The organism is Rhodococcoides navarretei, from assembly GCF_038069675.1.
Classification (GTDB): domain Bacteria; phylum Actinomycetota; class Actinomycetes; order Mycobacteriales; family Mycobacteriaceae; genus Rhodococcoides; species Rhodococcoides navarretei.
Map to the genome: position 1 here is coordinate 462,508 of NZ_JBBPCN010000001.1, position 23,066 is coordinate 485,573.

The following is a 23,066-nucleotide window of genomic DNA, read 5'->3' on the forward strand; positions in this document are numbered from 1 at the left end:
GGGCAGCGCCACCTCGTTGGTGCCCACGGTGCTCGGGGCCTACGTTCGTCTGCTCGGAGGGGGTTCGCCATCGCCGACGTCGTCGTCTGGATGGACGCACTCGGGGTGCCACCTCGAGGCAGCGCGAGGGCGCTACCTCGAGGTCGGTCGAGAATGGGTTGCGAGCTAACTGCTCTGGTACGACGGTTCGCGCTTCTTGATGTACGCGATGACGCGGTAGGTGATGGGCAGGACGAGGACCTCGACGAGTGTCTTCCACAGGAATCCGACGACGACGTAGTTGATGAAGTCGGTCCATGTGCTGATGCCGATGACGCCTGCGGCGATGGCGCAGAAGATCAGCGTGTCGAAGAATTCGCCGACGACGGTCGAGCCGATCAGGCGTGCCCACAGGTGCTTTTCCTTGGTGCGTTCCTTGATCTTGACCAGGACGTAGGAGTTGAGCAGCTGGCCGACGGCAAAGCCGGCGAGGCCGGCGAGTACCAGTCGGGGGACGACGCCGACGACGGTTTCGAGTGCCTCTTGGTTCTCGTAGAACGAGGCGGCGGGAAGTTCGATGGCGATCCAGAAGCACACCGAGGTGAGGATCAGGGAGCCGAAACCGAGGTAGATCGCGCGGCGAGCGGCTTTGAAGCCGTAGACCTCGCTGAGGACGTCGCCGAGGATGTAGGCGAGGGGGAAAAGGAAGAATGCGCCGTCGGTATTGATCGGCAGGATCTGCAGCGGTCCGAGCATGACGTCGGAGGAGGCGAAGAAGGCGACACCTTTGCTGGCGGCCACATTCGAGATCAGCAGCGTCGCCACGAAAAGCGCGACGATGGTGGGGTAGTAGCCCCGGCTGATGTGAGCGAACGTGGCCTGCCCAGACTCGGTGCCGCTGTTGGCGGCGGTGGGTTCGGTAGTAGTCACCGCTCGATCCAAGCACCGAGACGACGATGGGCGCGAATCCCGGGTGAGGGATGCGCGCCCATCGAGGGTGACTACAGGTCAGGCGACGTTGCCACCCACGGTGACGCGGTAGGCGTAGGTGCCGGCGATGATCGTGATCGGGATGGAGGCCAGCAGGCCGATGCCGAGCAGGAGTGCGCCGACAATGTTGATGCCGACCAGGGCGAGTGCGAGCACGAAAAGGGTTCCACCGTTCGAGGCAATCGCCTGAGCGCTCGCCTTGATGGCGGGAATCGGTTCGTCACCGCGGTCGATGACGAACTGGAAGGTCCACCACGTGAAGAACGTGATGACGATGCCGGGGATGATCAGCAGGACGAAGCCGATGCTGGTGGCAATGCCGACGAGGATTCCGGCGATGATGACGGCGGCAACATTGCCGAACTGGAAAAAGGACCCGAATGCAGGCTTGATCCCGTCCACCTCGTGCAGAGCGCCGCGGACGAGTGCCGCCTGAATGAGGAGCGCGACGACGCCGACGACAACACTGAAGATCAGGCTGAAGACGACGTTGTCGGAGCTCAACACGACGTTCAAGACGCCCTGGATGATCGCGGCGATCAGGACGATGCCGACCCAGACGAGGGCGTTGTCCTTGAACTTGTTGAAGGCGTAGCCGATGGCCGTTCCCACGGACAGCTGCGTCGGCATAGGTGACTCACCGAACGCCGGAGGAGGCGGGTAGTTACCCTGCGGGGGCGGTGGGTAGCCACCGGGTGGTGGGTAGCCGCCTTGCTGCGGGTAGTCGCCGGGAGGAGGCGGGTAGTTGCCGGGTGGCGGGTAGTTGCCCTGCGCGGGTGGTGGGTAGTTACCGGGTGGTGGGTAGCCGCCCTGCGGCGGGGGATAACCACCGGGGTTCTGTGGATCCTTGTCGGGGTCGTAGCCGCCTGAGGTCATGGTGTCCTTCTCCCTCGGGAAGAGTTGTCGCGGCTACTGTACGTCCGATTCGTGCGCAGTTGGGTCCTGTCGCGTTGCAACGTGATCTCGATCGGTCGGTAGGTCAGGTATTCGCGGGGTCGAACACCCATGGTTCGCGTGGTACCAGCGTCGGCTTCCACTGTTCGAGCAGTTCCTCGGCGTTCTTCGCATTCGGCACGCCGAGCGAGGTGGTGATGAGCGACCACGCGTCGGGCCGCTCGCGCAGCGTCACAGCGCCGTCCCGCTTGGCCAGACGCTTGCCCTCGACGTTGAGTGCGAGGGGCACGTGGACGTAGGTGGCGGGGGTGAGGCCGAGAAGTTGAGCGAGGTAGCCCTGCCGAGGCGCGGAGGTGAGCAGGTCGTCGCCGCGCACGATCTGGTCGACGCCAAGTGCGCCATCGTCGACGACGACGGCAAGGTTGTAGGCGGGCACACCGTCGGATCGGCGGAGTACGAAGTCGTCCACCTGGCCTCGGTAGAGGCCGTGCAGCTGATCGACGATGGTGAATTCGGTTGTCTGCGAACGTAATCGAATGGCAGGTGGGCGGTCCTTCGCTGCTCTCTGGTCTGCGGTCAGATTTCGACAGGTGCCGGGATAGGCGCCGTCGGGGGCGTGGGGTGCGGATGCAGCCTGTTGGATTTCCCGACGCGTGCAGAAGCATTCGTACGTCAGCCCGGCGGCGGTGAGCGTGCGAATTGTGGCGTCGTAGATTTCCCGACGCTCGGATTGCCGCATGATGGGCCCGTCCCAGTCGATGCCGATTGCCGCAAGGTCGTCGAGTTGACGTTGCTCGGAGCCGGGTTTCACGCGATCGAGGTCTTCGACGCGCATCACGAACCGTCGTTCGGTGGAGCGGGCGAAGAGCCAGGCCAGTAGTCCTGTGCGGAGATTCCCGAGATGGAGATCGCCAGAGGGACTGGGTGCAAAGCGTCCGGCGGGCATGGGGTAATCCTAGTTTTCGACTCCGGTCGACGCGGTTCCGGTGTTGGGGGCGAGGGATCGGTGGAGTTGATGTCGGATGTGCGTTCAGCGTCCGGGGGCCAGCGCGGTGATGTTCGCCGAGGTCTGCGCGTCCGTGTCTGCTGTCTCGTCGAAATAGCCCGGATCGTCGATGAAGTCGATTCTTGCGAAGCCGGCGAATATCGCAAAGAAGTATCTGCTCTCGTTCGAGGGACCTTCCCATCCGCAGATTGTGAAGCCGTTCTGATCGCGACCGAATACCCCGGATTCTTTGGTGTCGGTGATCAACCCAGCACGTTCGATGGCGGCGTCGGGAATGGTGCACAGGTCCCAAGGTGTCGGTGGGCTGGTGGTGGTGGCTGCCGTCGATGTCGGGCCGGCGGCCGTGTTGGCCTCGGTCGTGTTCGCGCATCCCGAGACGAGTGTCAGCGCAACTGCTGCCGGTAGCCATAGTGTTGCTCTGCGCATCGACCTCATCCACCACTCGCGAACGTGTGCGGGCTTGGACGCAGGGCCGGGCCGGTCGGTTCCAGGAGGGGTCGAAAGATTCCGGCTGTCGATATTGCCGAAGAGTGACTTTGAAAGTACTTTGTAAGTATGTCTGTGGGTGAGGTGCCGTTCTCGGATATCCAGAACAAGGGAAAAGCGACACTGTCGGCGTGGCAGCAGTCGGGGGCTCGACCGCTCCGTGTGACCAGGCGTGATGACGAAGATCTGGTGTTGATGACGGCAGCTCGCGCAGACCAGGAGCGGAAGGTGCTCGTGGCGGCCACTGCAATGGTCGATGCTCTTCTGCACTCGGGGGACCGAGCTCTTGTTCGCACAGCCGTTGCAGCCGCGTTCCCGTGGGTGAGCTACCTGTCCGATGAGGAAACCGCCGAGTTCGTCGACGAGCTGATGGGTTCGCTGAGGGTGGGCTCGTCGTTGGACAATCCGGCTCCGGCGGCCCACGCAATCGAAACGTGGCGCCACACGGCGGAGGTGTATGCCGATCCAGAACTGGCCCGGATTCTGTCGGCACCTTCCTCGGGAGATGGTGGGACTGTTCCGGTACCGCAGCTGTGAGTCCCAAGAGGGGCGATCGAGTTGCGCCGCCTGCTGCAGGTGAGCTCTGGGAACTTCGATTTGCTACCAGCGAAGCAGCTAAAGGTTGGGACGAGCTGTGCCGACAAGCACCGTCCAATACGCTGGTGGCATACGAGGAGATGCGTCGTCGTACCGCGAAAGGCGAGTCGACCACACGACATCACCGCTTGAAGGGCAAGCTCGCGGTCGGGGTCCACAACGGCATCGAGATGGAGCAATGGCAGTACGAAGTCACCGCCGGTGGACGGGTCTGGTACTTGGTCGACACCGAACACCACACGCTGTGGCTCAAATTCGCTAGCACCAGGCATCCCAAACCGACCGAGTGATGTTGACGCTCAGCTCTCGCAGTACTGCGTCGAGAATCGCCGCACATCATCTGTCGGACAATCAGCCCTTGACAACAAACCGCGCCCCACCCGGAATGTCCAACCCCACTGCATCCCCGACCCGCACCGAAGATCCCGCCGCCAACTCCACCTTCACGGTCTGCGAGCCCACCGTCACGTCGGCGATGCTGCGGAATCCGGTAGGCCTCAAGTCCGAAACAACTCCGCGAATCCCGTTGTCATCCACAGTGATCAGCTCTTGCCGCAGCAGCAACACGGCCGGCCCTGACGGCAGATCCAGACCCTCGACCTCCAACTCCCCGAGCTCGGAGCGATGCACCCCAACCCCGTCCCACTGCCCCTCGATTTCGTTCATTCCACCCATCAGTCGCGACACCGCCAATGTGCTCGGTCGCGTGTACGCCGTTGCGATATCGGAGTGATGCTCCAATCGACCGTCGATCAGCACCGCCACCGAATCGGCCAGCACCGCCGCTTCCTGCTGATCGTGGGTGACGAGCAACAGCGTCTGATCCAACGTCGAACGCAATTCGCGCACCAGGTCGTGCATCTCGGTGCGCAACACCGGGTCGAGCGCACTGAAGGGCTCGTCCAACAACAACACTCGCGGTGAACCGGCGAGTGAACGCGCCAACGCCACCCGTTGGGCCTGTCCACCCGAGACCTCGGAGACCGCTCGATCACCGATGTCGCCGAGATGCACCAGGTCGAGATACTCGCGGGCGCGTTCGCGCGACCGCTTACGACTCTCCCCGGCAGCGCGGTAGGCAAAGCCGATGTTGTCCAGCACGCTCATGTGTGGGAACAACATCGGACGTTGGAACACCATCCCGACGCCGCGGTTCTCGGCCGCAACGCCGTTCACCTCGTGGCCGTCGATATGGACCGTGCCGGCGGTGGGCGAATCCAGACCCGCGATGAGCCGTAGCGCAGTGCTCTTGCCCGAGCCCGATGGTCCGAGTATTGCCGTGCAGGATCCCGGTGACACGGTGAGATCCAACGAATCCAGAGCCGCAACCGATTGACCGGCATGCACTTTCGTGAGTCCGTGCACGGACAGCTCGACGCTCATCGTGCACTCCTACGGCGCAGCCGAGCGAGCATGAGCACCAACAACAACGGCGGCACGACGGCAGCGACCGACAGCGCAGCCACCACCGAATCGTTACCGGTCCCGGCAGCGAACGAGGCGACGAGAATGGGCACGGTGACCAGTCTGCCTCCGCCGATCAACAAGGTGATCACGTAGTCGCTCCACGCCACGAGGAACGCGAGCAGTGCCGCACCCGCCAAGGCCGGAGCCAACAGTGGAATGCGAATCCGCCGCAGCACCGTGGCACTCGACGCACCGAGGGTGCGAGCCTCCTCCTCGTAGCCGATGTCGTACGCGCCGAACGCCACTCGCATCAGATACGTCGTATACGGAATGGCCGCAACGGTCAGCAATGCGATCACCGCCACCGTGCTCGGAATACGTGAGCGCAGCACCAGGACGTCGAGTCCCAATGCCACAGCAAACGGGGGCAGGGCCAGCGGAGCGAAGAGAACGCCGGCCACCACAGCGGGGAAGCGCACAGTACCGTTCACGAGTGCGCGGGCGGCCAACGCGCCCAACGGTGTTGCGATGGCGGCGACGGCGAGAGCGAGCAGGGTCGAGCGAACGAACGCATCGACGCCACCCGCGTCGAGAGCACTCCGAACGCCGTCGAATCCCCACTCCTGAGGAACCGAACCGGGAAACGACCAGCGATTGCTGATGGCCCACAAGACAACCGGAATCAGCGGCAGCAGGAACCACAGGACTAACACGGCCCGGCCCAATGCCGGAAAGACCCGGGTCACTTCCACCTTGTTCATTTCCACGCCGCCGATCTGCGCAGATAGTGCAGTGCCACCGCGGCCACGACCACCGTCAGAGCGGTAGCGATCGTCGCGGCAGCGGCTGCCTGCGGACGCGTCTCGAGGTCGATCGAGGTGAACAGTCGAATTGCCATCACCGACAACGGTTCCGGATACGGTCGCCCCAGAATGCGGGCCACCTCGTACGAGCCGACGGTGTAGGCGAATGCGATGGCCGCCGATGCGATCAGTGCGGGCCGTGCCAACGGCAGCGTGACCAAACGGAGCCGAGCCCACCGGCCGGCACCCAAGGTCGCGGCCGTCTCGTCGAATGCAGCTACGCGGGTGGCGAGCGTCCCGGCCACGACGACGGCCACGAAAGCCGATTCCTTCCAGGCGTATTCGGCGACGACGGCGATCCACCACTTCCCACCGACCAACTCCGGCCAGCCACCGTCGGTCAATCCGAGAATGCGGGGCAGCATCCCTGAATCTGCCAGCAACAGCGCCATCGCCGCCGCGCCGATCAGGTGCGGCACCGTGACGGTCACCCCAGCAGCGACCAACGCGGCGCGTCCACCCGACAAGGCCGTGAGCGCCGCGGCCAACCCGATCACCGCAGCCAACGCCGTCGAGGCGATGGCAATCGACAGCGTCAGCACCACCGACCGCCATAGATCACCGCCCAGCGCGGAGTACGCGTCGACCGATAGTTCGGGGGTTCCGACCAACGGCATCAGACCCAGGCTCTGCAGCACCACGGTGCCGAGACCGCCGCCGACGACGAGAACGACCAGCACGACGGCTGGCAGCACCGCAGCCGTGCCGCGAAAGCTCTTCGTGGACGCGCTCACTGACCGGCGAGCACGCTTCGACGCCAACCCTCGTCGAGCGGGGTCACCCAGTCCGCCGAGAGTTCGGGATGCGCGTTTTCCGACAGCTCCTCGTAGGAGGGCAGAACCGTCGAACTCGGCAACGCCTCGAACTGCGCTCGGGCGTCATCGGGCAATCGGTCGATATCGAGCACAGTGAACTGCCCCCACACGTCCGGCGTCGCCTTCGCGAGTTGCTGCTCGGGCGACAACGCAAGATTGGCAACCACCTGCGCCGCGGCGGACTTCCCCGACGTCGACGGAATGGCAAGGAAACTCGCATTCCCGACGGTTCCCTCGTCGAGAGTCAGGACGCGGGTCTCCGGGGGGAAGGTGCCGTCGGCGACGAGTTTCGGGAGGGTCGCGGGGCCGTACGTCATCGTCATGTCGACCTGGCCACCGGCGTAGAGGGCGTCGAGCTCGGAGGAGGACTGCGGATACGTCGTTCCCTCGCGCCACAGTGACGGGGCGAGCTCGTTCAACTGATCGAACAAAGCCGGGGCCAGGCGATCGTAAGAGTCCTGATCGAACTGAGCGGGGACCTCGTCGACACCGCCGGAGGCATTGATCAACGCCTCACGCACGAACACCGAGCCGGTGAAGTCCGGGGGAGCGGGGTAGGTGAAGCGGCCCGGGTTGGCCTTGGCCCAGTCGAGCACCCCGTCGAATGTCGTCGGTGGATCTTCGATGGCTGCCGCGTTGTAGACCAGGGTGAATTGAGCTTTGTGCCAGGGTGATTCGCAGTTCTCGACCGGGGTTCCGAAGTCGTCGAGCAGTAGCGGATCCTCGGGATCGGTGAATTCCATGTTCGGCAGATTCTGCGTCCAGCCGCACAGCCACGCCCCGGCTTGCTTACCGGTGCCGAAGTTCGCGCCGTTGACCCACACCAGATCCACTTCGCCGTCGGTGACCCCGGCCTGCCGCTCGGAGAGGATGCGGTTGACGGCGTCGGTGGTCGATTCCACCGGCACCCGGCGCAGCGTGACGCCTTCTTCGGCGGCAGCGGGAGTGAGCACGTCGTCGACGTAGGCATTGCCCTGCTCGTCGCCGCCGTACATCCACAGCGAGACGGTCTGCCCCTGTGCCTGCTCCTGGATCTCGCTCCAGGACAAGTCCTCGGCGCGCGGAGCCTCCGATGATGGTGCCGCGCAGGCCGTGAGCAGCAGCCCTGCGCTCGCCGCAATCGTCACTGCGCACCGTACTGAACGAATCACCGTGGGCCCTCCAGATCAACCGAAACAGGCGTCGTCGACGCTGCCCTCACCACCGTAATCGGTCGAATGAGACAACCGCTGAACACGCGGGCACACCGGTCGTGTGCACAATGGATCCTGACCGCCGGACGAGAGGTACACACCGTGACGCAGGACCGCCCGACGCGTAGTCGCCGAGGCACCACCCTGAAATTGCTCGCGGCTGCCGTGGTCGTCATCGCTCTGATGGTCGTGCTCGGCACCGTCGACCTACCCGATCCGTCGTTCATCCGTGACCGAGTGGCGTCGGCCGGGCCCTGGGGCATCGCGCTGTTCGTCGTGCTCTATGCCGTTCTGTCGGCCACTCCGTTCCCCGCCAGCACGTTGACCATTGCGTCGGGACTGCTGTTCGGATTGGCGGTGGGCGCAGCCGTCGTGGTGTTCGCCGCCACGATGGGGGCGTATCTCGGGTACTGGGGAGCGCGGGCGCTGGGACGCGGGCAGGTGGCCCGCACGGAGTGGGACAGGCTCCGCCGGCTCGACGCCATGCTCGGACGACGGGGATTGCTGTCGGTGTTGCTCGTGCGACTGGTGCCGCTGCCGTTCTCCTTGGTCAACTACGCGGCCGGAGTCAGCGCGGTGGGGCAACGTGACTACGTGGTGGGCACCATGATCGGGATCGTGCCCGCGACCGTCGCCTACACCGCGCTCGGTGCGTACGGAACGTCGCCGCTGTCGTGGCCGTTCGCCATCGCACTGCTCGCGGTGCTGGCGATCGCGGCCGGGTCGGCCCTGTTGGCACGCCGCCTGGGACTCACCGGTGCAGCCGAGTGATCGACAACTATCTGCGACGCCACCTCGAAGGCCCGCTCGATCGCTGTGCCCGCGCTCTCGACCGACCCATGATCACCCCGGACCGCATCACCGCCGCCGGACTGGTGCTGGGCCTGGGTAGTGCGCTGGCGGCGGGCTTGCAGTTCTGGCTGCTCGCATTGGCGTTGTGGATCGTCTCCCGGATCGCCGACGGTGTGGATGGGCCGCTGGCGCGTCGGCGTTCCAATACAGCCGGTGCCGGCGGATTTTTCGACATCACCGCCGACTTCGTGGTCTACGGCACCACGGTAGTGGGCGTCGCGGTGGGTGCGTCTGCCGCGTACGACGCCCCGTGGTGGCCGTTTTTGCTGGTGTTGTTGGCGTACTACATCAACGGCACGGCGTTCCTCGCGTTCTCCTCGATTGCCGAGCGCACCGGTCGCACCATCGACGACGGCCGCTCGCTGTCGTTCCTCGGAGGGTTGGCCGAGGGTGCCGAAACCATTGCGGTGCACAGTCTCTGGTTGCTGTTGCCGGGAATCTCGTGGCAGATCGCGGTGGTCTGGGCGGTGGTGGTCGCGGTGAGCTCCACCCAGCGGATCATCGCCGGGTATCGCGCCCTCTCCTGATCCACAGGCTCCGACCTTTGGCCAAGGCCCCAACTGCTCGCGAAATCACCGGAGAACCCAACTGCGCCTTGACGTCCGCGATCGCAGCGTTCCACGGCCCGTCGTTGTACGTCGGATACGGGTGCGTGGCCCCGGCGAGGTCGCGGGTGCGTAGCCCCTGCTCGATGGCGATGATCAGCTCCCCGATCGTCTCGCCCGCACGTGGTCCCACCACGCAGGCACCGACGATGCGACGCTTGCCGTCGAGCACCAGCGTCGTCGAACCGTTCGTAGTCCTCTCGGTGACGGCGCGGTCGACGTGGTGGTGGTCGAGAATCTGCAGCCGTAAACCGCGACTGCGAGCGGTCCGCACATCGATTCCCGCCGAGGCGATCTCGGGATCGGTGAACGTCACCCGCGGCGTCCCCGTCGTACTCACTTTTCGGTTCAGGCCCAGTGTCGCGTTGCTCGCAGCCAGGCTGCCGTGCACACCGGCAGTGTGGGTGAACTGAGGGTGACCGGTGAGATCTCCGGCCGCCCAGATACGGGGATTGGTGGTGCGCAGATGCTCGTCGACCTGAACGAATCCGTTGTCGTCCAATTCCACACCGGCCAAATCCAACCCGAGGGACGCGGTCCGCGGAGTCCGTCCGGTGGCGACAAGTACCCGATCGAACTCGATCTCGACACCCGTGTCGGTGGTGGCCGAACCGTCGTCGATGCGCACGACGGCGGTGGAGGTCAGCACCCGCACACCCTCGTCGGACAGGGCCTGCGTCAGAATCGAGGTCGCCGACGCGTCCTCGCGGGGCAGGATCGTGGCCGACCGTCCGACGAGGGTCACGTCCGACCCGAGGCGCGAAAATGCCTGCGCCATTTCGCAACCCACCGACCCGGCCCCGACGATCAGCAGCCGCTGCGGTAAGTCCTTCAGATCCCACAGGGTGTCGCTGGTCAGGTAGTCCACGTGCTCGATGCCGTCGATCGCCGGCACCGTGGGATGCGCGCCGGTGGTCACGATCGCCTGACCGAAATGCAGTATCTGCGTACCGACGGAAACGGTGTTCGGACCGGTGAAGACTGCGTCGCCGTGGATCACACGGACTCCGGCCTCGGTCAGGGCCTCCGGCGAATCGATCGGCGCGATCTCGGCGATCGAACTATGCACGTGCTGCATCACGCGCGCGAAATCCACGCGCGGTGGCTGGGTGACGATGCCGAACCGGGACGCGGTTCGAACCGTCTGTGCCACCGAGGCCGCCGCGAGAAGGGCCTTCGACGGCACGCATCCGGTCCAGAGGCAGTCGCCGCCGGTGCGGTCCCGTTCGATCAACACGACGCGAACGCCGAAGCCGGCCGCGGTCTTCGCTGCCACGATGCCGGCGGTACCGCCGCCCACCACGACCACGTCGGCGCGGCTCTCGGGCACACTCGAAGACGAACGACGAATTCCCATACCTCCCACTATGCCCGCGCCTTGGAGAGACCCGAGATGAGACGACCGACCAAGTACACCTTCTCGGCGCGCCTTTACGACGTGATCTCCGCCGAATGGCCGGTGTATCGAGCCGGACGGGACGCGGCTTTTGAGCTGATGAATCTGCCTGTGGGGAGCCATGTTCTGGACCTCGGCTGCGGGACGGGGCTGAACTTCGCCGGGTTGCAGCGGATGATCGGCCCGACCGGCTCGATCACCGGAATCGACGCCAGCCCGCAGATGCTCGAACAGGCCCGACTTCGAGCTGCCCGCGCGGGATGGATGAATGTCACATTGATCCCCGCCGACGCCACCGCCCTGACGTCCGCTGATCTGGGGGAGCAGGTCCCGTTCGATGCGGCGTTGAGCACCTACGCGCTGTCATTGATGACGCCATGGCAGGCGGCGCTCGAATCGATGACCTCGGCTACGCGAGTGGGCGGCGTCGTGGCCGTCGTCGACATGCAGCGGCCCGTCGGACGAGCCGCAGCGTGGACGCCGCTCGCGAAGCTTGCGTGTCGACTCGGAGGGGCGGACATCGAGGCGCATCCATGGACGGCGATGGCGCCACTGCTGCAGGATCTTTCGGCCCGCGATGTCCGCGGAGGTCATATCCAGATTCGCATCGGGACTGTCGGTGCCCGCCCCGCAGAGCCGAATTCATGAACGGTGGCGTCGAACGGCTCGTCGTCGCGCGAGGTCTGCCTCGTCGAACGGCGATCGAGTCAATTAGTGCGGCCATACCACCAGCGTCCGCGCATCGGGTGCATCGTCACCCGGATATCCGATCGAGCCACTCGGCCAACAACTGCCGCTCCGAATCGCTCAGTACGTCGATGTCGGAAATTGAGGCGCGCAAGGCAATCGCTGCACCGTGCGCAGAGCTTTCGGGATACCGAGGTGTGTCGACGACGATGTGGCGCATGACTGCATCGAACAGCTCGTCGGCGAGTCCGACGTCTCGGCGATCGTGCTGTGTGCCGAGGATGGTCAGGACAGCACCCGTACCCGCGGCATGAATGAGCTCCACCGCGCGCTGCTCGGTGACCCGAAGTCGGCCGGTGCGGGCTATCCGGCGAATCCGTGCCGCGAGAACGGCTTCTCCCTCCCGGACCGCGGGAGAATCGGGCACTCGAGCAGGGTCGCTGAGTAGAGCGAACAAGGTTGGGTTGGCGATCCCGAACTCGATCTGTGCGCGCCATCCGGTTCTCAGATCCTCCACGGGGTCACCATTCTCGGCGAGCTCATTGTCTGCGATCTCGGACTTCGTGGACACGTAGGTGGCCATGACATGTTCGGCGACGGCGTCGAGCAGACCATTCTTATCCCCGAACAATCGGTAGATGGCCGGTGCCTGAACCCCGGCCGACTCGGCGACGCCGCGAGTGGTCACCGCCCCCGGGCCGTTTTCCTGCAGAAGCCGAGCTGCGGCATCGACGATTCGTCGACGTGTGCTGTCTCTGGTGCTCGTCGACGAATCCTTCACGTATCGACGATAACGCACTGTTGCTATCGCTGTGTTTCCGGTGTTAGCTTTTATATAATTCCATTGATAACAGGAGGTCGTCATGATCGTCATCACCGGAGCTACCGGGGCGTTGAACGGTGCCACCGTCGACCATCTACTCGAACTCGTCCACCCCTCGGAGATCGCCGTCGCGGTTCGCGATGTGGCTCGGGCGCAGCGCTTTGCGGATCGTGGCGTGCAGGTGCGTCGAGGCGATTATGACGATTCGGACTCGCTGACGACGGCGTTCGACGGGGCAGACCAGGTGTTGCTCGTCTCGTCCAGCGATCCCGGGGCCGACGCGACAGCGTTGCATCGCAACGCGATCGACGCGGCGGTCGCCGCCGGTGCCGGGCGCATTCTCTATACGAGTCACCAGGGCGCGGGGCTCGACAGTCCGTTCAAGCCTGCGCGCGATCATGCTGCGACCGAGCAGATGTTGGCCGACAGCGGTGTGGCGTGGACGTCGTTACGCAACGGCTTCTACGCACACAGCCTCGATTTCGTCATGGGCGATTGGCGCGAGACCGGCGTTGTATCCATACCCGTGGACGGCCCTGTTTCGTGGACCGACAGAGCGGATTCGGCGGAAGCTGCCGCCGCGATACTCACGTCGGATGGCGCATACGAGGGCCCCACGGTGTTGACGGCCCGCGATGCTCCGACAATGACCGAGGTAGCGGCCATCGCGTCGACAGTCGTGGGTCGAAAGATCGAGGTATCGATCGTGGGTGAGGAGCAGTGGGTCGCCGATCGCGTGGCTGCAGGTGCGAACGAGTTCATGGCTCGCTTCACCCTTGGCATCTTTCTCGCCGCCCACGACGGCCGATTCGCCGGTACCGACCCGCTGTTGGGCGAACTGCTCGGTCGCGAACCACGAACTACGCGTGACTTTCTCGTGTCGAGTGAACGCGCGACGTGACATAGCCGTGCCCGCCGCCGTTGCCTTCAGTTTATCGCTGAGTTGGGGGCTTGCGGCAAGACCCAGTCGGTGGTGCACACTCTTCCGGCTACCGACACGGAGGAATTTCTATGGCAGACATGGCGGATACACCGGAGCGATTTCGGGTGCACGAGTCCGGTGCCTACTTTCATGGCACGAAGGCCGATCTGAAGGCCGGCGATTACTTGTCTCCCGGCTATCGCTCGAATTACCGTCCCGAGCACATCTCGAACTACATCTACATGACCAAGGTGCTGGACGGTGCCGTGCTCGCGGCCGAGATGGCCGTCGGCGAGGGGCCTCCTCGGGTCTACATCGTGCAGCCGACCGGCAGTGTCGAGGACGATCCGAACGTGACGGACAAGAAGTTCCCCGGCAATCCGACGCACTCCTATCGCAGCGCAGAACCGGTGCGCGTCGTCGAGGAGATGACCGATTGGGTCGGGCATTCGCCTGAATACCTGAGCCGGTTTCGTGAAGGTCTGGAGAAGTTGAGGCAGACGGGAACGGCGGTTCTCTACGACTAGCCGGTGAGTTTTCGCTCGTACCGAGGTCCACCCCAGCATGACGACACACACAGTTTCCGTTCCCGGTGCGACCCTGACGTACGACGTGGTCGGCGAACTCGAACCCGGGGTTTCTCCCTTGGTGCTCATCGGCTCACCGATGGATGCGAGCGGATTCGGGACGTTGGCATCGCATTTCCGCGACCGCGTGGTCGTCACGTACGACCCGAGAAACGTGGGACGCAGTCGACGAGACGACCCGACTGCCGCGGTCACCTTCGACCAACATGCCGACGACCTGCACGCAGTGCTCACCGCCGTCGGCCATGGGCCTGTGGATGTGTTCGCCTCGAGCGGGGGTGCGGTCAATGCGCTGGTACTCGTCAGCAGATACCCGTCCGATGTCCGGACGTTGGTGGCCCACGAACCACCCGCCGGAGGCACCTTGCCGGATCGCGAGAACATCGCGACCGTGTGCGCAAACATGGTGGCCGCATACGATGCTCACGGCCGCGGTCCGGCCATGGCCCAGTTCATGGCGTTGCTCATGCACGCAGGACCCATCGACAACACGTTCTTCGATCGCCCGACACCGGACCCGGCGCAGTTCGGCCTCTCGGCCGAGGACGACGGAACCCGCGACGACGCCCTGATGTCCAACATGCGCGGCGGCGGCGTCGATTTCGCACCCGACGTCGATGCAATGCGTGCTGCTCCCACCACGGTTGTGATCGGAGTCGGCGAGGAATCCGGCGGTCCCGAGGACGGTCACATCGCCGCTCGCGCAGCGTATTCCACTGCGGCGTTCCTCGGATCGGAGCCGATTGTCTTTCCCGGCGGCCACTCGGGCTTCCTCGGCGGCGAATTCGGTCAGACGGGAAAGCCGACCGAATTCGCCGAGACACTACGGAAAGTATTGGGCTGATCGAGCTTTCGTCCTACAGAACCAGGAGCAATCATGGGCCTCATCACGCTGGAGCTTTTTGCCACCCTCGACCTCGTCGCGCAATCACCCGGAAGCCCGGAGGAAGACCCCGAGAATTTTCCCTACGGCGGCTGGCAGGCTCCTTTGCTCGACCAGGTTTCGGGGGCACAGGTCGCCGCCGCATACGAGTGCACGGATGCGCTCCTACTCGGGCGGCGTACCTACGACATTTTCGCCGCGTACTGGCCGCACCAACACGATTCGTTCGCAACGTTGTTCAACACCATCCCGAAATACGTGGCCTCGCGCGGCACACCCGATCTGCGGTGGGACGGTTCGACTCAACTCGGACCGGACTTGGCCGGGGCGGTGCGTGAGATCCGAGATCGACACGACAACATCAAGGTGGTCGGAAGTCTCGATCTGGTGCAGACCCTGTTGCGCGAGAAGCTCTTCGATCGACTCGATCTATGGGTGCACCCCATCCTTCTCGGAGTCGGGAAGAGAGTGTTTGCCGACGGCACCGTGCCCAGCAACCTGACGCTGATCGAGCCACCAGCCGTCGGAGGCAAGGCACCGTCTACCTGCGATACGGCCTCGACGCCGGGACTCCGGACGTCGGCGACATGGACGACCTGCGAGGCGGCTGATCCGGCCAGCACATCACTTCTTCTGTCGTCGGCTACCGGCGTGCCAGTCCTGCTGCACGCCCGCTTCGTCCTCCTGAACGCCCAGCGCCTTCAGCTGGGGGAGCTCACGCATGCTGCGCTTCATCTCGGCAAATCCAGGGAATCGTGCGAGTCCGATCACGTTGTCCCACAGTGGCACTGCCTCGTCGTCGCTGGGGAGCCTGCTGATCACCGGACCGAAGAACGCGACACCGTCCGGCGGCTCGAAGGCGATGATGGGTGTGCCGACGTCCTTACCGGTCAGCGACAGCGCATGATCGGTTTCGGCCCGGATCTCGTCGTCGATCGTCGAATCATCGAGTGCTGCAGTGTGATGGGTGGGCAGCCCGACTTCCTCGAGGATCGGCCCGAGGAATGCGGCGGTGCCGCGATGTCCGTGACTTGCAGCGTCGTCGGGCACCGCCTCGGTGTCGAAGATGTGCGTTCCGAGGGCCTGATACAGCGGCCCGACAGCGTCCGACCCATGCTCACGGCGAACAGCGGCCGCCGCCCGCAACAGTCGCAGACCTGCGGTGTGCCCGGCCTCGTATTCGGGTGGGAAGTGCGAGTCGTAATCGATATGGGAATTGAGCAGTCGTAGTGAGATGAACCGCCAGTCGACGCTGTAATCGCGCTGTGCTTGGACCTTGCGGACCCATTTGCTGGTCATCCAGGCGAACGGGCACACCGGATCGAAATAGAAGTCGATATCGGCCATGGGGGGTGCTCCTTCTGACGACGGTTCCTTGTTCTCGACGGTATACGCCGCAGCGATGTCAGTTCTCGCCCAGCAGAGCAGCGCGCTGCTCGTCGACCACGGCGCGAATCGCGTCCACCACCGCCGAGACCTCCGGCCGTCGCAGTGTTTCGCTCCGGGTGACGAGCCAGTAGGTCAGTTTCACCGCGATGGCGTCGGGCAGGATTCGTTGGAGGTCGGAGTGACGGTCGGCCATGAAGCACGGCAGCAGTCCGATACCTGCGGACGCGCGGGTGGCCTCGACGTGGACGAAGACGTTGGTGGAGGTCACCGATTCGCGCATCGTCGGGGTGAAGTTGGGGGCCAGGTCGAGATCGTCGACGTGCAGCATCGAGTCGATGAAGTAGATGAACGGGTGTGCGGAGAGGTCGGCCGGCACCTGTGGCGTTCCGTGTTCTTTCAGATAGGCCTCGGATGCGTACAGGCCGAGGCGGTAGTCCCCGAGCCGGATCGCCTCGGCGCGGTGCACCTGCGGTTGGCCGACGACGATCTCGATGTCCAGACCCGATCGCTGCTGAGACGCACGCCGGGTGACGGCGACGATCTCCACCGACACCCGAGGATGCGTTCGCTGCACTCGCGCGGCTGCCGGGGCCGCGATATAGGCACTGAAGCCGTCGGTCGCCGAAATGCGCACCACACCCTCCAACGCACCGGCGTCGGTCGAGACCAACGTGCGCAAGGCGTCCTCGACGGCCTCGGCCGCGGTCAATGCGCCGCGGCCCAGCTGCGTGAGCTCCCAGCCTCCGCCGGCGCGGGTCAGCACTCGCCCGCCGAGCGTGTCCTCGAGCGCGGCGATGCGTCGGGAAATGGTCGTGTGGTTGATGCCCAGGTCGTCGGCCGCGGAACTGTAGCGACCGGTTCGGCTCACAGCGAGGAGCACCAGTAGGTCGTCTGCACTGGGGATCTTCGCGCCACCGAGCGTCATGTGTGCAGTTTTGCAGATCCGACCTGCGTTCATGGCTCTTGCGTCGACAAAGATCTGCACCAATACTCAGAGCAACCCGCCGATGTGTGGTCTGTCACAAACATTAAACCGAAGTGCCGAGTAACACAGGAGAGTCAATGAGCGTCGATCAGCCGCTGGCAGGACGGTCCGAACCGGACCCCGATGCCACCCCCGCAGGCCTCAAGAAGGTAGTCGGGGCATCGATGGCGGGCACCATCGTCGAGTGGTACGAGTTCTTCCTCTACGGAACCGCCGCGACGCTGGTGTTCAGCAAGATCTTCTTCGCCGCCGGAACCAGTGAGCTCGACGCCATCCTCGCGGCCTTCGTCACCTACGCCGTCGGCTTCGTCGCACGTCCGTTGGGCGGCATCGTCTTCGGCCACTACGGCGACAAATACGGCCGAAAGAAGTTGCTGCAATTCAGCCTCGTCCTCGTCGGCGGAGCCACGTTCCTCATGGGCTGCCTACCGACCTTCGAGGCGATCGGCTACTGGGCACCGGCACTGCTGGTGACCCTGCGATTCATCCAGGGCTTCGCCGTCGGCGGCGAATGGGGCGGTGCGGTTCTCCTTGTCGCAGAACACAGCCCGAACAAGTCCCGCGGATTCTGGGCCAGTTGGCCGCAGGCAGGCGTGCCCGCGGGCAACCTGCTCGCCACCGTCGCGCTGCTGGTGCTGACGACCACCCTGTCCGACGAGGCCTTCCTCAGCTGGGGCTGGCGAGTCGCGTTCTGGCTCTCTGCCGTCATCGTCTTCGTCGGCTACTACATCCGCACCAAGGTCTCCGACGCCCCGATCTTCCTCGAGGCACACAAGCAGGCCGAGGTCATCAAGGCCGCGTCGTACGGCGTCTTCGAGGTCGTCAAACGTTACCCCCGCGGCGTCTTCACCGCGATGGGTCTGCGTTTCGGTGAGAACGTCATGTACTACCTCGTCGTCACCTTCTCGATCACGTACCTCTCGGTCGAGGTGGGCACCGACACCTCCACGATCCTGTGGTGGATGCTCATCGCCCACGCGATCCACTTCTGCACAATTCCGTTGGTGGGCAAGCTCGCCGATCGGGTCGGTCGTCGCCCGGTCTACTTCGCCGGTGCCGTCACCGCGGCCACGTGGGGCTTCTTCGCCTTCCCGATGATGAACAGCGGCCACAACGTCGTCATCATGCTGGCCATCATCATCGGCCTGATGTTCCACGCCTTCATGTACGCCACGCAGCCGGCCATCATGGCCGAGATGTTCCCGACGCGGATGCGGTACTCCGGTGTGTCCCTCGGCTACCAGGTCACCTCGATCGTCGCCGGCTCGCTGGCCCCGATCATCGCGGTCAAGCTGCTCGACGTCTACGGCTCGTCCGTCCCGATCGCGGTGTACCTTGCCGTGGCCTGCGCGATCACCGTGGTCGCCGTCGTCATCGCACGAGAGACAAAGGGATTGGCACTCGAAAGCATCGACATCGCCGACGCCAAGAACCTGGCCACCGAGGCCGAGCTGGCCAAGGCCGGCCTGCTCGACCAGAACGCACAGCGGTGACCGACCTGACCGGACGCTCCGCCCTCGTCACCGGGGGAGCGTCCGGCATCGGGGCCGCGTGTGCCCGCGAGCTCGCCGGCCGCGGTGCACGCGTCACCGTCGCCGACGTGAACGACGTTGCCGCAAAGGAATTGGCGTCGGAGATCGGCGGTGAGGTCTGGTCGGTGGATCTGCTCGACACCACCGCGCTGGACGACCTCCGGTTGGACGTCGACATCCTCGTCAACAATGCGGGTATCCAAACGGTGGCACCGATCGTCGACTTCGACCCCGGTGCGTTCCGTCGCATTCAGACGCTGATGGTCGAAGCACCGTTTCTGTTGATTCGTGCGGCGCTCCCTGGGATGTATGCCCGCCGGTTCGGCCGGGTCATCAACCTGTCGTCGGTGCACGGACTGCGGGCGTCGGAATTCAAGGTCGCGTACGTCACCGCGAAACATGCACTGGAAGGACTGTCGAAAGTGACGGCCCTCGAAGGTGCCACCCACGGTGTGACGAGCAACTGCGTCAACCCGGGATACGTCCGTACACCGCTGGTCGAAAAGCAGATCGCCGACCAAGCCACGGCGCACGGGATTCCCGAGAACGAGGTACTGGAGAAGGTCCTGCTGACCGAGGCCGCCATCAAGCGACTCGTCGAACCGGCCGAAGTCGCCTCACTGGTGGGTTGGTTGACCTCCGAGAACGCAGGCATGGTCACAGGAGCGTCCTACACCATGGATGGTGGTTGGTCGGCTCGTTAGGTTCGCTTCACCCCGTTCCGCGTCAATGGTCCACTGCACACGTCTGGGCGCGTCAATGTGACATCGACGCGGAATCGTGAACTGCGTGAATGGACCGCTGCATACGTCTGACCGGTGCAAGGGTCCATTGACGCGAACGGGGTGGGCGCGAACGAAGGCGAACGGGTGAACCACCCCCGAACAGCAAGAAGCCCCCGTGACGTGTCACGGGGGCTTCTCTGGCGGAGGATAGGGGATTTGAACCCCTGAGGGCGTTAACCCAACCCGCGTTCCAGGCGAGCGCCATAGGCCACTAGGCGAATCCTCCGTGGGGGAGCTTACCCGGTTACCCCCACCATCTCCCAAATCGGGAGGCGTGAAGGGTGGTGATGCGTTGCCCGACGGGAGGCGGCTACACTTGCCAACGGATCCCGCGCGGCGCGCATCCTGTGAACTCCCCCAGGGCCGGAAGGCAGCAAGGGTCAATGGGCTCTGCCGGGTGCGCGGGGTCCCCTTTACTTCAGTGACATCTGAATTGTCCGGGGAACCCAGTCACCGAGAGGCCGCTCCGCATGCCAGCGCAAACCCAGTTGGGTCTGATGAACCATGAGGAGCTTGCCTCCGAGCACGAGCGGCAGAGCGCGAAGTACACGCAGCTCAAGACCGAGAATCTGAAGCTGGATCTGACGCGCGGCAAGCCGTCACCCGAGCAGCTCGATCTTGCCGCCGAGCTGTTGACGCTCCCGGGCGCGGACTACAAGGACGGCAACGGCACCGATTGCCGCAACTACGGCGGCCTCGCGGGCCTGCCGGAACTGCGCGCCATCTTCGGTGAGCTGCTCGGCATCCCGGTGCAGAATCTGCTGGCCGGCAACAATGCCAGCCTCGAAATCATGCAGGACCTCGTTGTCTGGGCGCTGCTGCACGGTCTGCCCGATTCGCCGCGAGCCTGGTCGGCCGAGCCCAACGTGCGCTTCCTGTGCCCGGCTCCCGGCTACGACCGACACTTCGCCATCACCGAGAGCTTCGGCATCGAGATGATTCCGGTTCCGATGGGACCCGACGGCCCCGATGTGCACGAGATCGCCAACTTGGTGGCGTCGGATCCGCAGATCAAGGGCATGTGGGTGGTGCCGAACTACGCGAACCCCACCGGTGCGGTCTACTCGGAAGAAGTTGTTCGCGCGTTGGCCACCATGCCCGCGGCTGCGCCCGACTTCCGCCTGTTCTGGGACAACGCCTACGCGGTACATCCATTGACCGAGGAATTCGCGCCGTCGTACGACGTGTTGGGCATGGCCACCGAGGCCGGGTTCGCCAACCGCCCGTTCGTGTTCGCGTCGACCTCGAAGGTTACGTTCGCCGGTGCCGGGGTCAGCTTCTTCGGAAGCTCCGAGGAGAACCTCGCCTGGTATCAGAAGCACCTCGGCAAGAAGAGCATCGGCCCGGACAAGCTGAACCAGCTGCGGCATCTGCGCTTCTTCGGCGACGCCGAGGGGGTGCGGGCTCACATGGCCAAGCATCGCGAGATTCTCCGGCCCAAGTTCGCGCTGGTGCAGCAGATCCTCGAGGACCGGCTCGGTGCGTCGAAGATCGCGTCCTGGACCGAACCCAAGGGCGGTTACTTCATCAGTCTCGATGTGCTCGAGGGCACGGCTGCGCGCTCGATCGCGCTGGCCAAGGGTGCCGGAATTGCTCTGACGGCCGCCGGCTCGGCTTTCCCGTACGGAAAAGATCCGGAAGACAAGAACATTCGCCTCGCCCCGAGCTTCCCGTCGCTCGATGAGCTGGAGAAGTCGATGGACGGTGTCGCGACCTGCGTGTTGCTGGCCGCGACCGAGAAGCTGCTCGAAGGCTAGAGCCTGCGGCATGTGAGCGGAACTTCGTAGTGGGCTACGAAGTTCCGCTCACATGCGGCGCAGCCGCTCTCAGTGCCCGACGACGACCGCACCCTCGGGCGCGCTGGGCAAGGGCCCCTTCTTCAGAAGCGTGGCCGAGAGCACCGCGCCGAGGAGGAAGATTCCCGACGCCCACCAGAAGGTGGTCGTGTAGCTCGCGATTTCAGCGTTGGCCTGCAGCAGAGCCGCATCGGTTGCCGTTGCCATGTTGGAGTTGACGTAGCCGGTCGCCGCGTTGGCTGCCACGGTGCTGAGCAGCGCCGTACCGATCGAGCCACCCACCTGCTGCATCGTGTTCACGGTCGCGGATGCGACGCCGGAGTCGTCCGGGTCGACGCCCGAGATTGCACCCTGCATGGCCGGTGCCATGGTGGCACCGAGGCCGAGTCCCATGATGATCAGGCCGGGCAGAATGTGCGTGACGTAGCTGCTGTCGATGGAGATCTGCGTCAGCAGCGCCATGCCGATCGAGGCCACGACCAGACCGGTCGTCATGAGGATGCGGGGTCCGAAGCGGGGGAGAATCAGCGCGGTCGACAGCGTCGCGGTGAGGATCAGAGCCGCGATCATCGGCATGAACGCGAACCCGGTGGTGATCGGGGTGTATTTCAGCGTGTTCTGCAGGTAGTAGGTCAGGAACAGGAACACCGCGAACATGCCTGCGCCGGTGACGAATACGGCCAGGAACGATCCCGCACGGGTGCGGTTCAGGACGATCCGCAACGGCAGCAGCGGGTGCTCGACGCGCATCTGGATGGTCACGAATACCGCGAGCAGAACGACACCTGCGGCGAGGAAGCCGAGGGTGACCGGGTTGCTCCAGCCGTCGGACTCGGCGTGAGCAAAGCCGTAGACGATGGAGAACAGCGCAGCGGAGACGACGAGCGTGCCGGGGATGTCGAGCTTGGGTCGGACGTCGACCTTGTGCTTGGCCAGGAACAAAAAGCCGCCGACGAAGGCGAGTGCAGCGAAGATCAGATTGACGTACAGGCTCCAGCGCCAGTTCGCCCATTCGGTGAGCATGCCGCCGAGAAGTAGGCCGAGTGCACCGCCGCCGCCGGCGATGGCACCGAAGATGCCGAATGCCTTGGCGCGTTCCTTCGTGTCGGTGAAGGTGGTGGCCAACAGCGAGAGTGCCGCGGGAGCGAGCAGTGCACCGAACACTCCCTGACCGGCGCGGGCAGCGACGAGCATGCCGAAGTTGACGGCTGCTCCGCCCACTGCCGACATCAGCGCGAAGCCGACGAGTCCGATGAGGAAGGTGTTGCGCCGTCCGAAGAGGTCGCTGAGTCGTCCACCGAGCAGCAGCAGGCTGCCGAACGCGAGTGCGTACGAGGTGACGACCCAGGAACGGTCGGCATTGTCGAAGCCCAGGTCGAGTTGGGCGGCGGGGAGTGCGATGTTCACGATGGTCGCGTCGAGCACGACCATGAGCTGAGCCAGTCCGAGCGTCGCGAGAATCAGCCAACGATTCCGATGCGCACGTTCGTCGACCGCCATGGCAGTCGACGTGGCGTCGCCCACGTTCTCCGATGAAAGGGTGGTCATAGTGTCCTCGGTTCGACTATGCGGAGGTGTACCCTCCGGTTGTAGG

The 23,066-nt window shown here is 64.6% G+C and carries 24 protein-coding genes, 1 tRNA gene, 1 other RNA gene and 1 pseudogene; 13 read left to right on the forward strand and 14 right to left on the reverse strand.

Features of this window, described 5'->3' with window-relative positions; translation table 11 throughout:
- Positions 1-165 precede the first annotated feature (165 nt).
- The 4 genes from AABD04_RS02250 to AABD04_RS02265 all read right to left on the reverse strand — a co-directional run bounded on the left by AABD04_RS02250 (position 166) and on the right by AABD04_RS02265 (position 3,295).
- The gene (locus tag AABD04_RS02250) at positions 166-909 is read right to left on the reverse strand and encodes a queuosine precursor transporter (RefSeq protein WP_341440083.1); all 744 of its coding nucleotides are present in this window, start codon (positions 907-909) and stop codon (positions 166-168) included.
- 78 nt (positions 910-987) lie between these two features.
- On the reverse strand, positions 988-1,845 hold the full coding sequence (locus AABD04_RS02255) for a hypothetical protein (RefSeq protein WP_341440084.1): 858 nt from the start codon (positions 1,843-1,845) through the stop codon (positions 988-990).
- A gap of 103 nt (positions 1,846-1,948) precedes the next feature.
- On the reverse strand, positions 1,949-2,809 hold the full coding sequence (gene gluQRS / locus AABD04_RS02260) for a tRNA glutamyl-Q(34) synthetase GluQRS (RefSeq protein ID WP_341440085.1): 861 nt from the start codon (positions 2,807-2,809) through the stop codon (positions 1,949-1,951).
- A gap of 84 nt (positions 2,810-2,893) precedes the next feature.
- Positions 2,894-3,295 (reverse strand): hypothetical protein, encoded by a 402-nt coding sequence (locus AABD04_RS02265; RefSeq protein WP_341440086.1) that lies wholly within the window; start codon positions 3,293-3,295, stop codon positions 2,894-2,896.
- 135 nt (positions 3,296-3,430) lie between these two features.
- On the opposite strand from AABD04_RS02265, the gene AABD04_RS02270 reads away from it, so the two are divergent.
- Both AABD04_RS02270 and AABD04_RS02275 read left to right on the forward strand, forming a co-directional pair.
- Positions 3,431-3,892 (forward strand): hypothetical protein, encoded by a 462-nt coding sequence (locus AABD04_RS02270; RefSeq protein WP_423228202.1) that lies wholly within the window; start codon positions 3,431-3,433, stop codon positions 3,890-3,892.
- A gap of 125 nt (positions 3,893-4,017) precedes the next feature.
- Positions 4,018-4,242, forward strand: a complete 225-nt coding sequence (locus AABD04_RS02275) for a hypothetical protein (protein ID WP_341440088.1) — start codon at positions 4,018-4,020, stop codon at positions 4,240-4,242.
- A 61-nt stretch (positions 4,243-4,303) separates the two neighbouring features.
- Here AABD04_RS02275 and AABD04_RS02280 read toward each other — a convergent pair whose 3' ends face one another.
- The 4 genes from AABD04_RS02280 to AABD04_RS02295 are packed head-to-tail and all read right to left on the reverse strand — an operon-like array spanning position 4,304 to position 8,164.
- Positions 4,304-5,335, reverse strand: a complete 1,032-nt coding sequence (locus AABD04_RS02280; protein ID WP_341440089.1) for an ABC transporter ATP-binding protein — start codon at positions 5,333-5,335, stop codon at positions 4,304-4,306.
- Entirely contained in the window at positions 5,332-6,120 is a 789-nt protein-coding gene (locus AABD04_RS02285; RefSeq protein ID WP_341440090.1) for an ABC transporter permease, read from the reverse strand. The genes AABD04_RS02280 and AABD04_RS02285 overlap by 4 nt, the downstream gene beginning before the upstream one ends.
- Positions 6,117-6,956: an ABC transporter permease gene (locus AABD04_RS02290; protein WP_341440091.1), complete on the reverse strand. Its 840-nt coding sequence runs from the start codon at positions 6,954-6,956 to the stop codon at positions 6,117-6,119. Before AABD04_RS02290 ends, AABD04_RS02285 begins: the two co-directional genes overlap by 4 nt.
- Positions 6,953-8,164: an ABC transporter substrate-binding protein gene (locus AABD04_RS02295; RefSeq protein WP_341440092.1), complete on the reverse strand. Its 1,212-nt coding sequence runs from the start codon at positions 8,162-8,164 to the stop codon at positions 6,953-6,955. Before AABD04_RS02295 ends, AABD04_RS02290 begins: the two co-directional genes overlap by 4 nt.
- A gap of 168 nt (positions 8,165-8,332) precedes the next feature.
- Here AABD04_RS02295 and AABD04_RS02300 point away from each other — a divergent pair, with 168 nt between their 5' ends.
- Positions 8,333-9,001 (forward strand): TVP38/TMEM64 family protein, encoded by a 669-nt coding sequence (locus AABD04_RS02300; RefSeq protein ID WP_341440093.1) that lies wholly within the window; start codon positions 8,333-8,335, stop codon positions 8,999-9,001.
- Positions 8,998-9,609, forward strand: coding sequence for a CDP-alcohol phosphatidyltransferase family protein (locus AABD04_RS02305; RefSeq protein WP_341440094.1), 612 nt, complete (start codon positions 8,998-9,000; stop codon positions 9,607-9,609). Before AABD04_RS02300 ends, AABD04_RS02305 begins: the two co-directional genes overlap by 4 nt.
- Here AABD04_RS02305 and AABD04_RS02310 read toward each other — a convergent pair.
- A complete protein-coding gene (locus AABD04_RS02310) occupies positions 9,581-11,044 on the reverse strand; it encodes a dihydrolipoyl dehydrogenase family protein (RefSeq protein WP_341440095.1) in 1,464 nt (487 codons plus the stop codon). The genes AABD04_RS02305 and AABD04_RS02310 overlap by 29 nt on opposite strands.
- A gap of 36 nt (positions 11,045-11,080) precedes the next feature.
- Between AABD04_RS02310 and AABD04_RS02315 the strand changes: the two genes are divergently transcribed.
- A complete protein-coding gene (locus AABD04_RS02315; protein ID WP_341440096.1) occupies positions 11,081-11,731 on the forward strand; it encodes a class I SAM-dependent methyltransferase in 651 nt (216 codons plus the stop codon).
- A gap of 106 nt (positions 11,732-11,837) precedes the next feature.
- Here AABD04_RS02315 and AABD04_RS02320 read toward each other — a convergent pair whose 3' ends face one another.
- A complete protein-coding gene (locus AABD04_RS02320; protein WP_032373951.1) occupies positions 11,838-12,551 on the reverse strand; it encodes a TetR/AcrR family transcriptional regulator in 714 nt (237 codons plus the stop codon).
- Positions 12,552-12,633: 82 nt separating this feature from the next.
- Between AABD04_RS02320 and AABD04_RS02325 the strand changes: the two genes are divergently transcribed.
- The 4 genes and pseudogenes from AABD04_RS02325 to AABD04_RS02340 all read left to right on the forward strand — a co-directional run bounded on the left by AABD04_RS02325 (position 12,634) and on the right by AABD04_RS02340 (position 15,596).
- Complete coding sequence (locus AABD04_RS02325) at positions 12,634-13,494, forward strand: NmrA family NAD(P)-binding protein (protein WP_032368624.1); 861 nt, start codon at positions 12,634-12,636, stop codon at positions 13,492-13,494.
- 119 nt (positions 13,495-13,613) lie between these two features.
- On the forward strand, positions 13,614-14,042 hold the full coding sequence (gene arr, locus AABD04_RS02330; RefSeq protein WP_341442936.1) for an NAD(+)--rifampin ADP-ribosyltransferase: 429 nt from the start codon (positions 13,614-13,616) through the stop codon (positions 14,040-14,042).
- A gap of 37 nt (positions 14,043-14,079) precedes the next feature.
- A complete protein-coding gene (locus AABD04_RS02335) occupies positions 14,080-14,946 on the forward strand; it encodes an alpha/beta fold hydrolase (protein ID WP_341440097.1) in 867 nt (288 codons plus the stop codon).
- 33 nt (positions 14,947-14,979) lie between these two features.
- Positions 14,980-15,596 (forward strand): annotated as a pseudogene (locus AABD04_RS02340) (dihydrofolate reductase family protein).
- Positions 15,597-15,609: 13 nt separating this feature from the next.
- On the opposite strand, the gene AABD04_RS02345 reads toward AABD04_RS02340, so the two are convergent.
- Together AABD04_RS02345 and AABD04_RS02350 are read right to left on the reverse strand one after the other, a co-directional pair.
- Positions 15,610-16,332 carry a mycothiol-dependent nitroreductase Rv2466c family protein gene (locus AABD04_RS02345; protein WP_341440098.1) on the reverse strand — a complete coding sequence of 241 codons (723 nt, stop codon included), beginning with the start codon at positions 16,330-16,332 and terminating at the stop codon, positions 15,610-15,612.
- A gap of 58 nt (positions 16,333-16,390) precedes the next feature.
- Positions 16,391-17,299 (reverse strand): LysR family transcriptional regulator, encoded by a 909-nt coding sequence (locus AABD04_RS02350; RefSeq protein ID WP_341440099.1) that lies wholly within the window; start codon positions 17,297-17,299, stop codon positions 16,391-16,393.
- A gap of 137 nt (positions 17,300-17,436) precedes the next feature.
- On the opposite strand from AABD04_RS02350, the gene AABD04_RS02355 reads away from it, so the two are divergent.
- Together AABD04_RS02355 and AABD04_RS02360 are read left to right on the forward strand one after the other, a co-directional pair.
- Complete coding sequence (locus AABD04_RS02355; RefSeq protein WP_341440100.1) at positions 17,437-18,852, forward strand: MFS transporter; 1,416 nt, start codon at positions 17,437-17,439, stop codon at positions 18,850-18,852.
- Positions 18,849-19,595: a 3-hydroxybutyrate dehydrogenase gene (locus tag AABD04_RS02360; protein WP_341440101.1), complete on the forward strand. Its 747-nt coding sequence runs from the start codon at positions 18,849-18,851 to the stop codon at positions 19,593-19,595. Before AABD04_RS02355 ends, AABD04_RS02360 begins: the two co-directional genes overlap by 4 nt.
- A gap of 219 nt (positions 19,596-19,814) precedes the next feature.
- On the opposite strand, the gene AABD04_RS02365 is transcribed toward AABD04_RS02360, so the two are convergent.
- Positions 19,815-19,902, reverse strand: a tRNA-Ser gene (locus AABD04_RS02365).
- Between the two features lie 95 nt (positions 19,903-19,997).
- Here AABD04_RS02365 and ffs point away from each other — a divergent pair.
- Positions 19,998-20,092: signal recognition particle sRNA small type (gene ffs / locus AABD04_RS02370), an RNA gene on the forward strand.
- 54 nt (positions 20,093-20,146) lie between these two features.
- The gene (locus AABD04_RS02375; RefSeq protein ID WP_341440102.1) at positions 20,147-21,433 is read left to right on the forward strand and encodes an aminotransferase class I/II-fold pyridoxal phosphate-dependent enzyme; all 1,287 of its coding nucleotides are present in this window, start codon (positions 20,147-20,149) and stop codon (positions 21,431-21,433) included.
- A 69-nt stretch (positions 21,434-21,502) separates the two neighbouring features.
- Here AABD04_RS02375 and AABD04_RS02380 read toward each other — a convergent pair whose 3' ends face one another.
- Complete coding sequence (locus tag AABD04_RS02380; protein WP_341440103.1) at positions 21,503-23,020, reverse strand: DHA2 family efflux MFS transporter permease subunit; 1,518 nt, start codon at positions 23,018-23,020, stop codon at positions 21,503-21,505.
- Positions 23,021-23,066 lie beyond the last annotated feature (46 nt).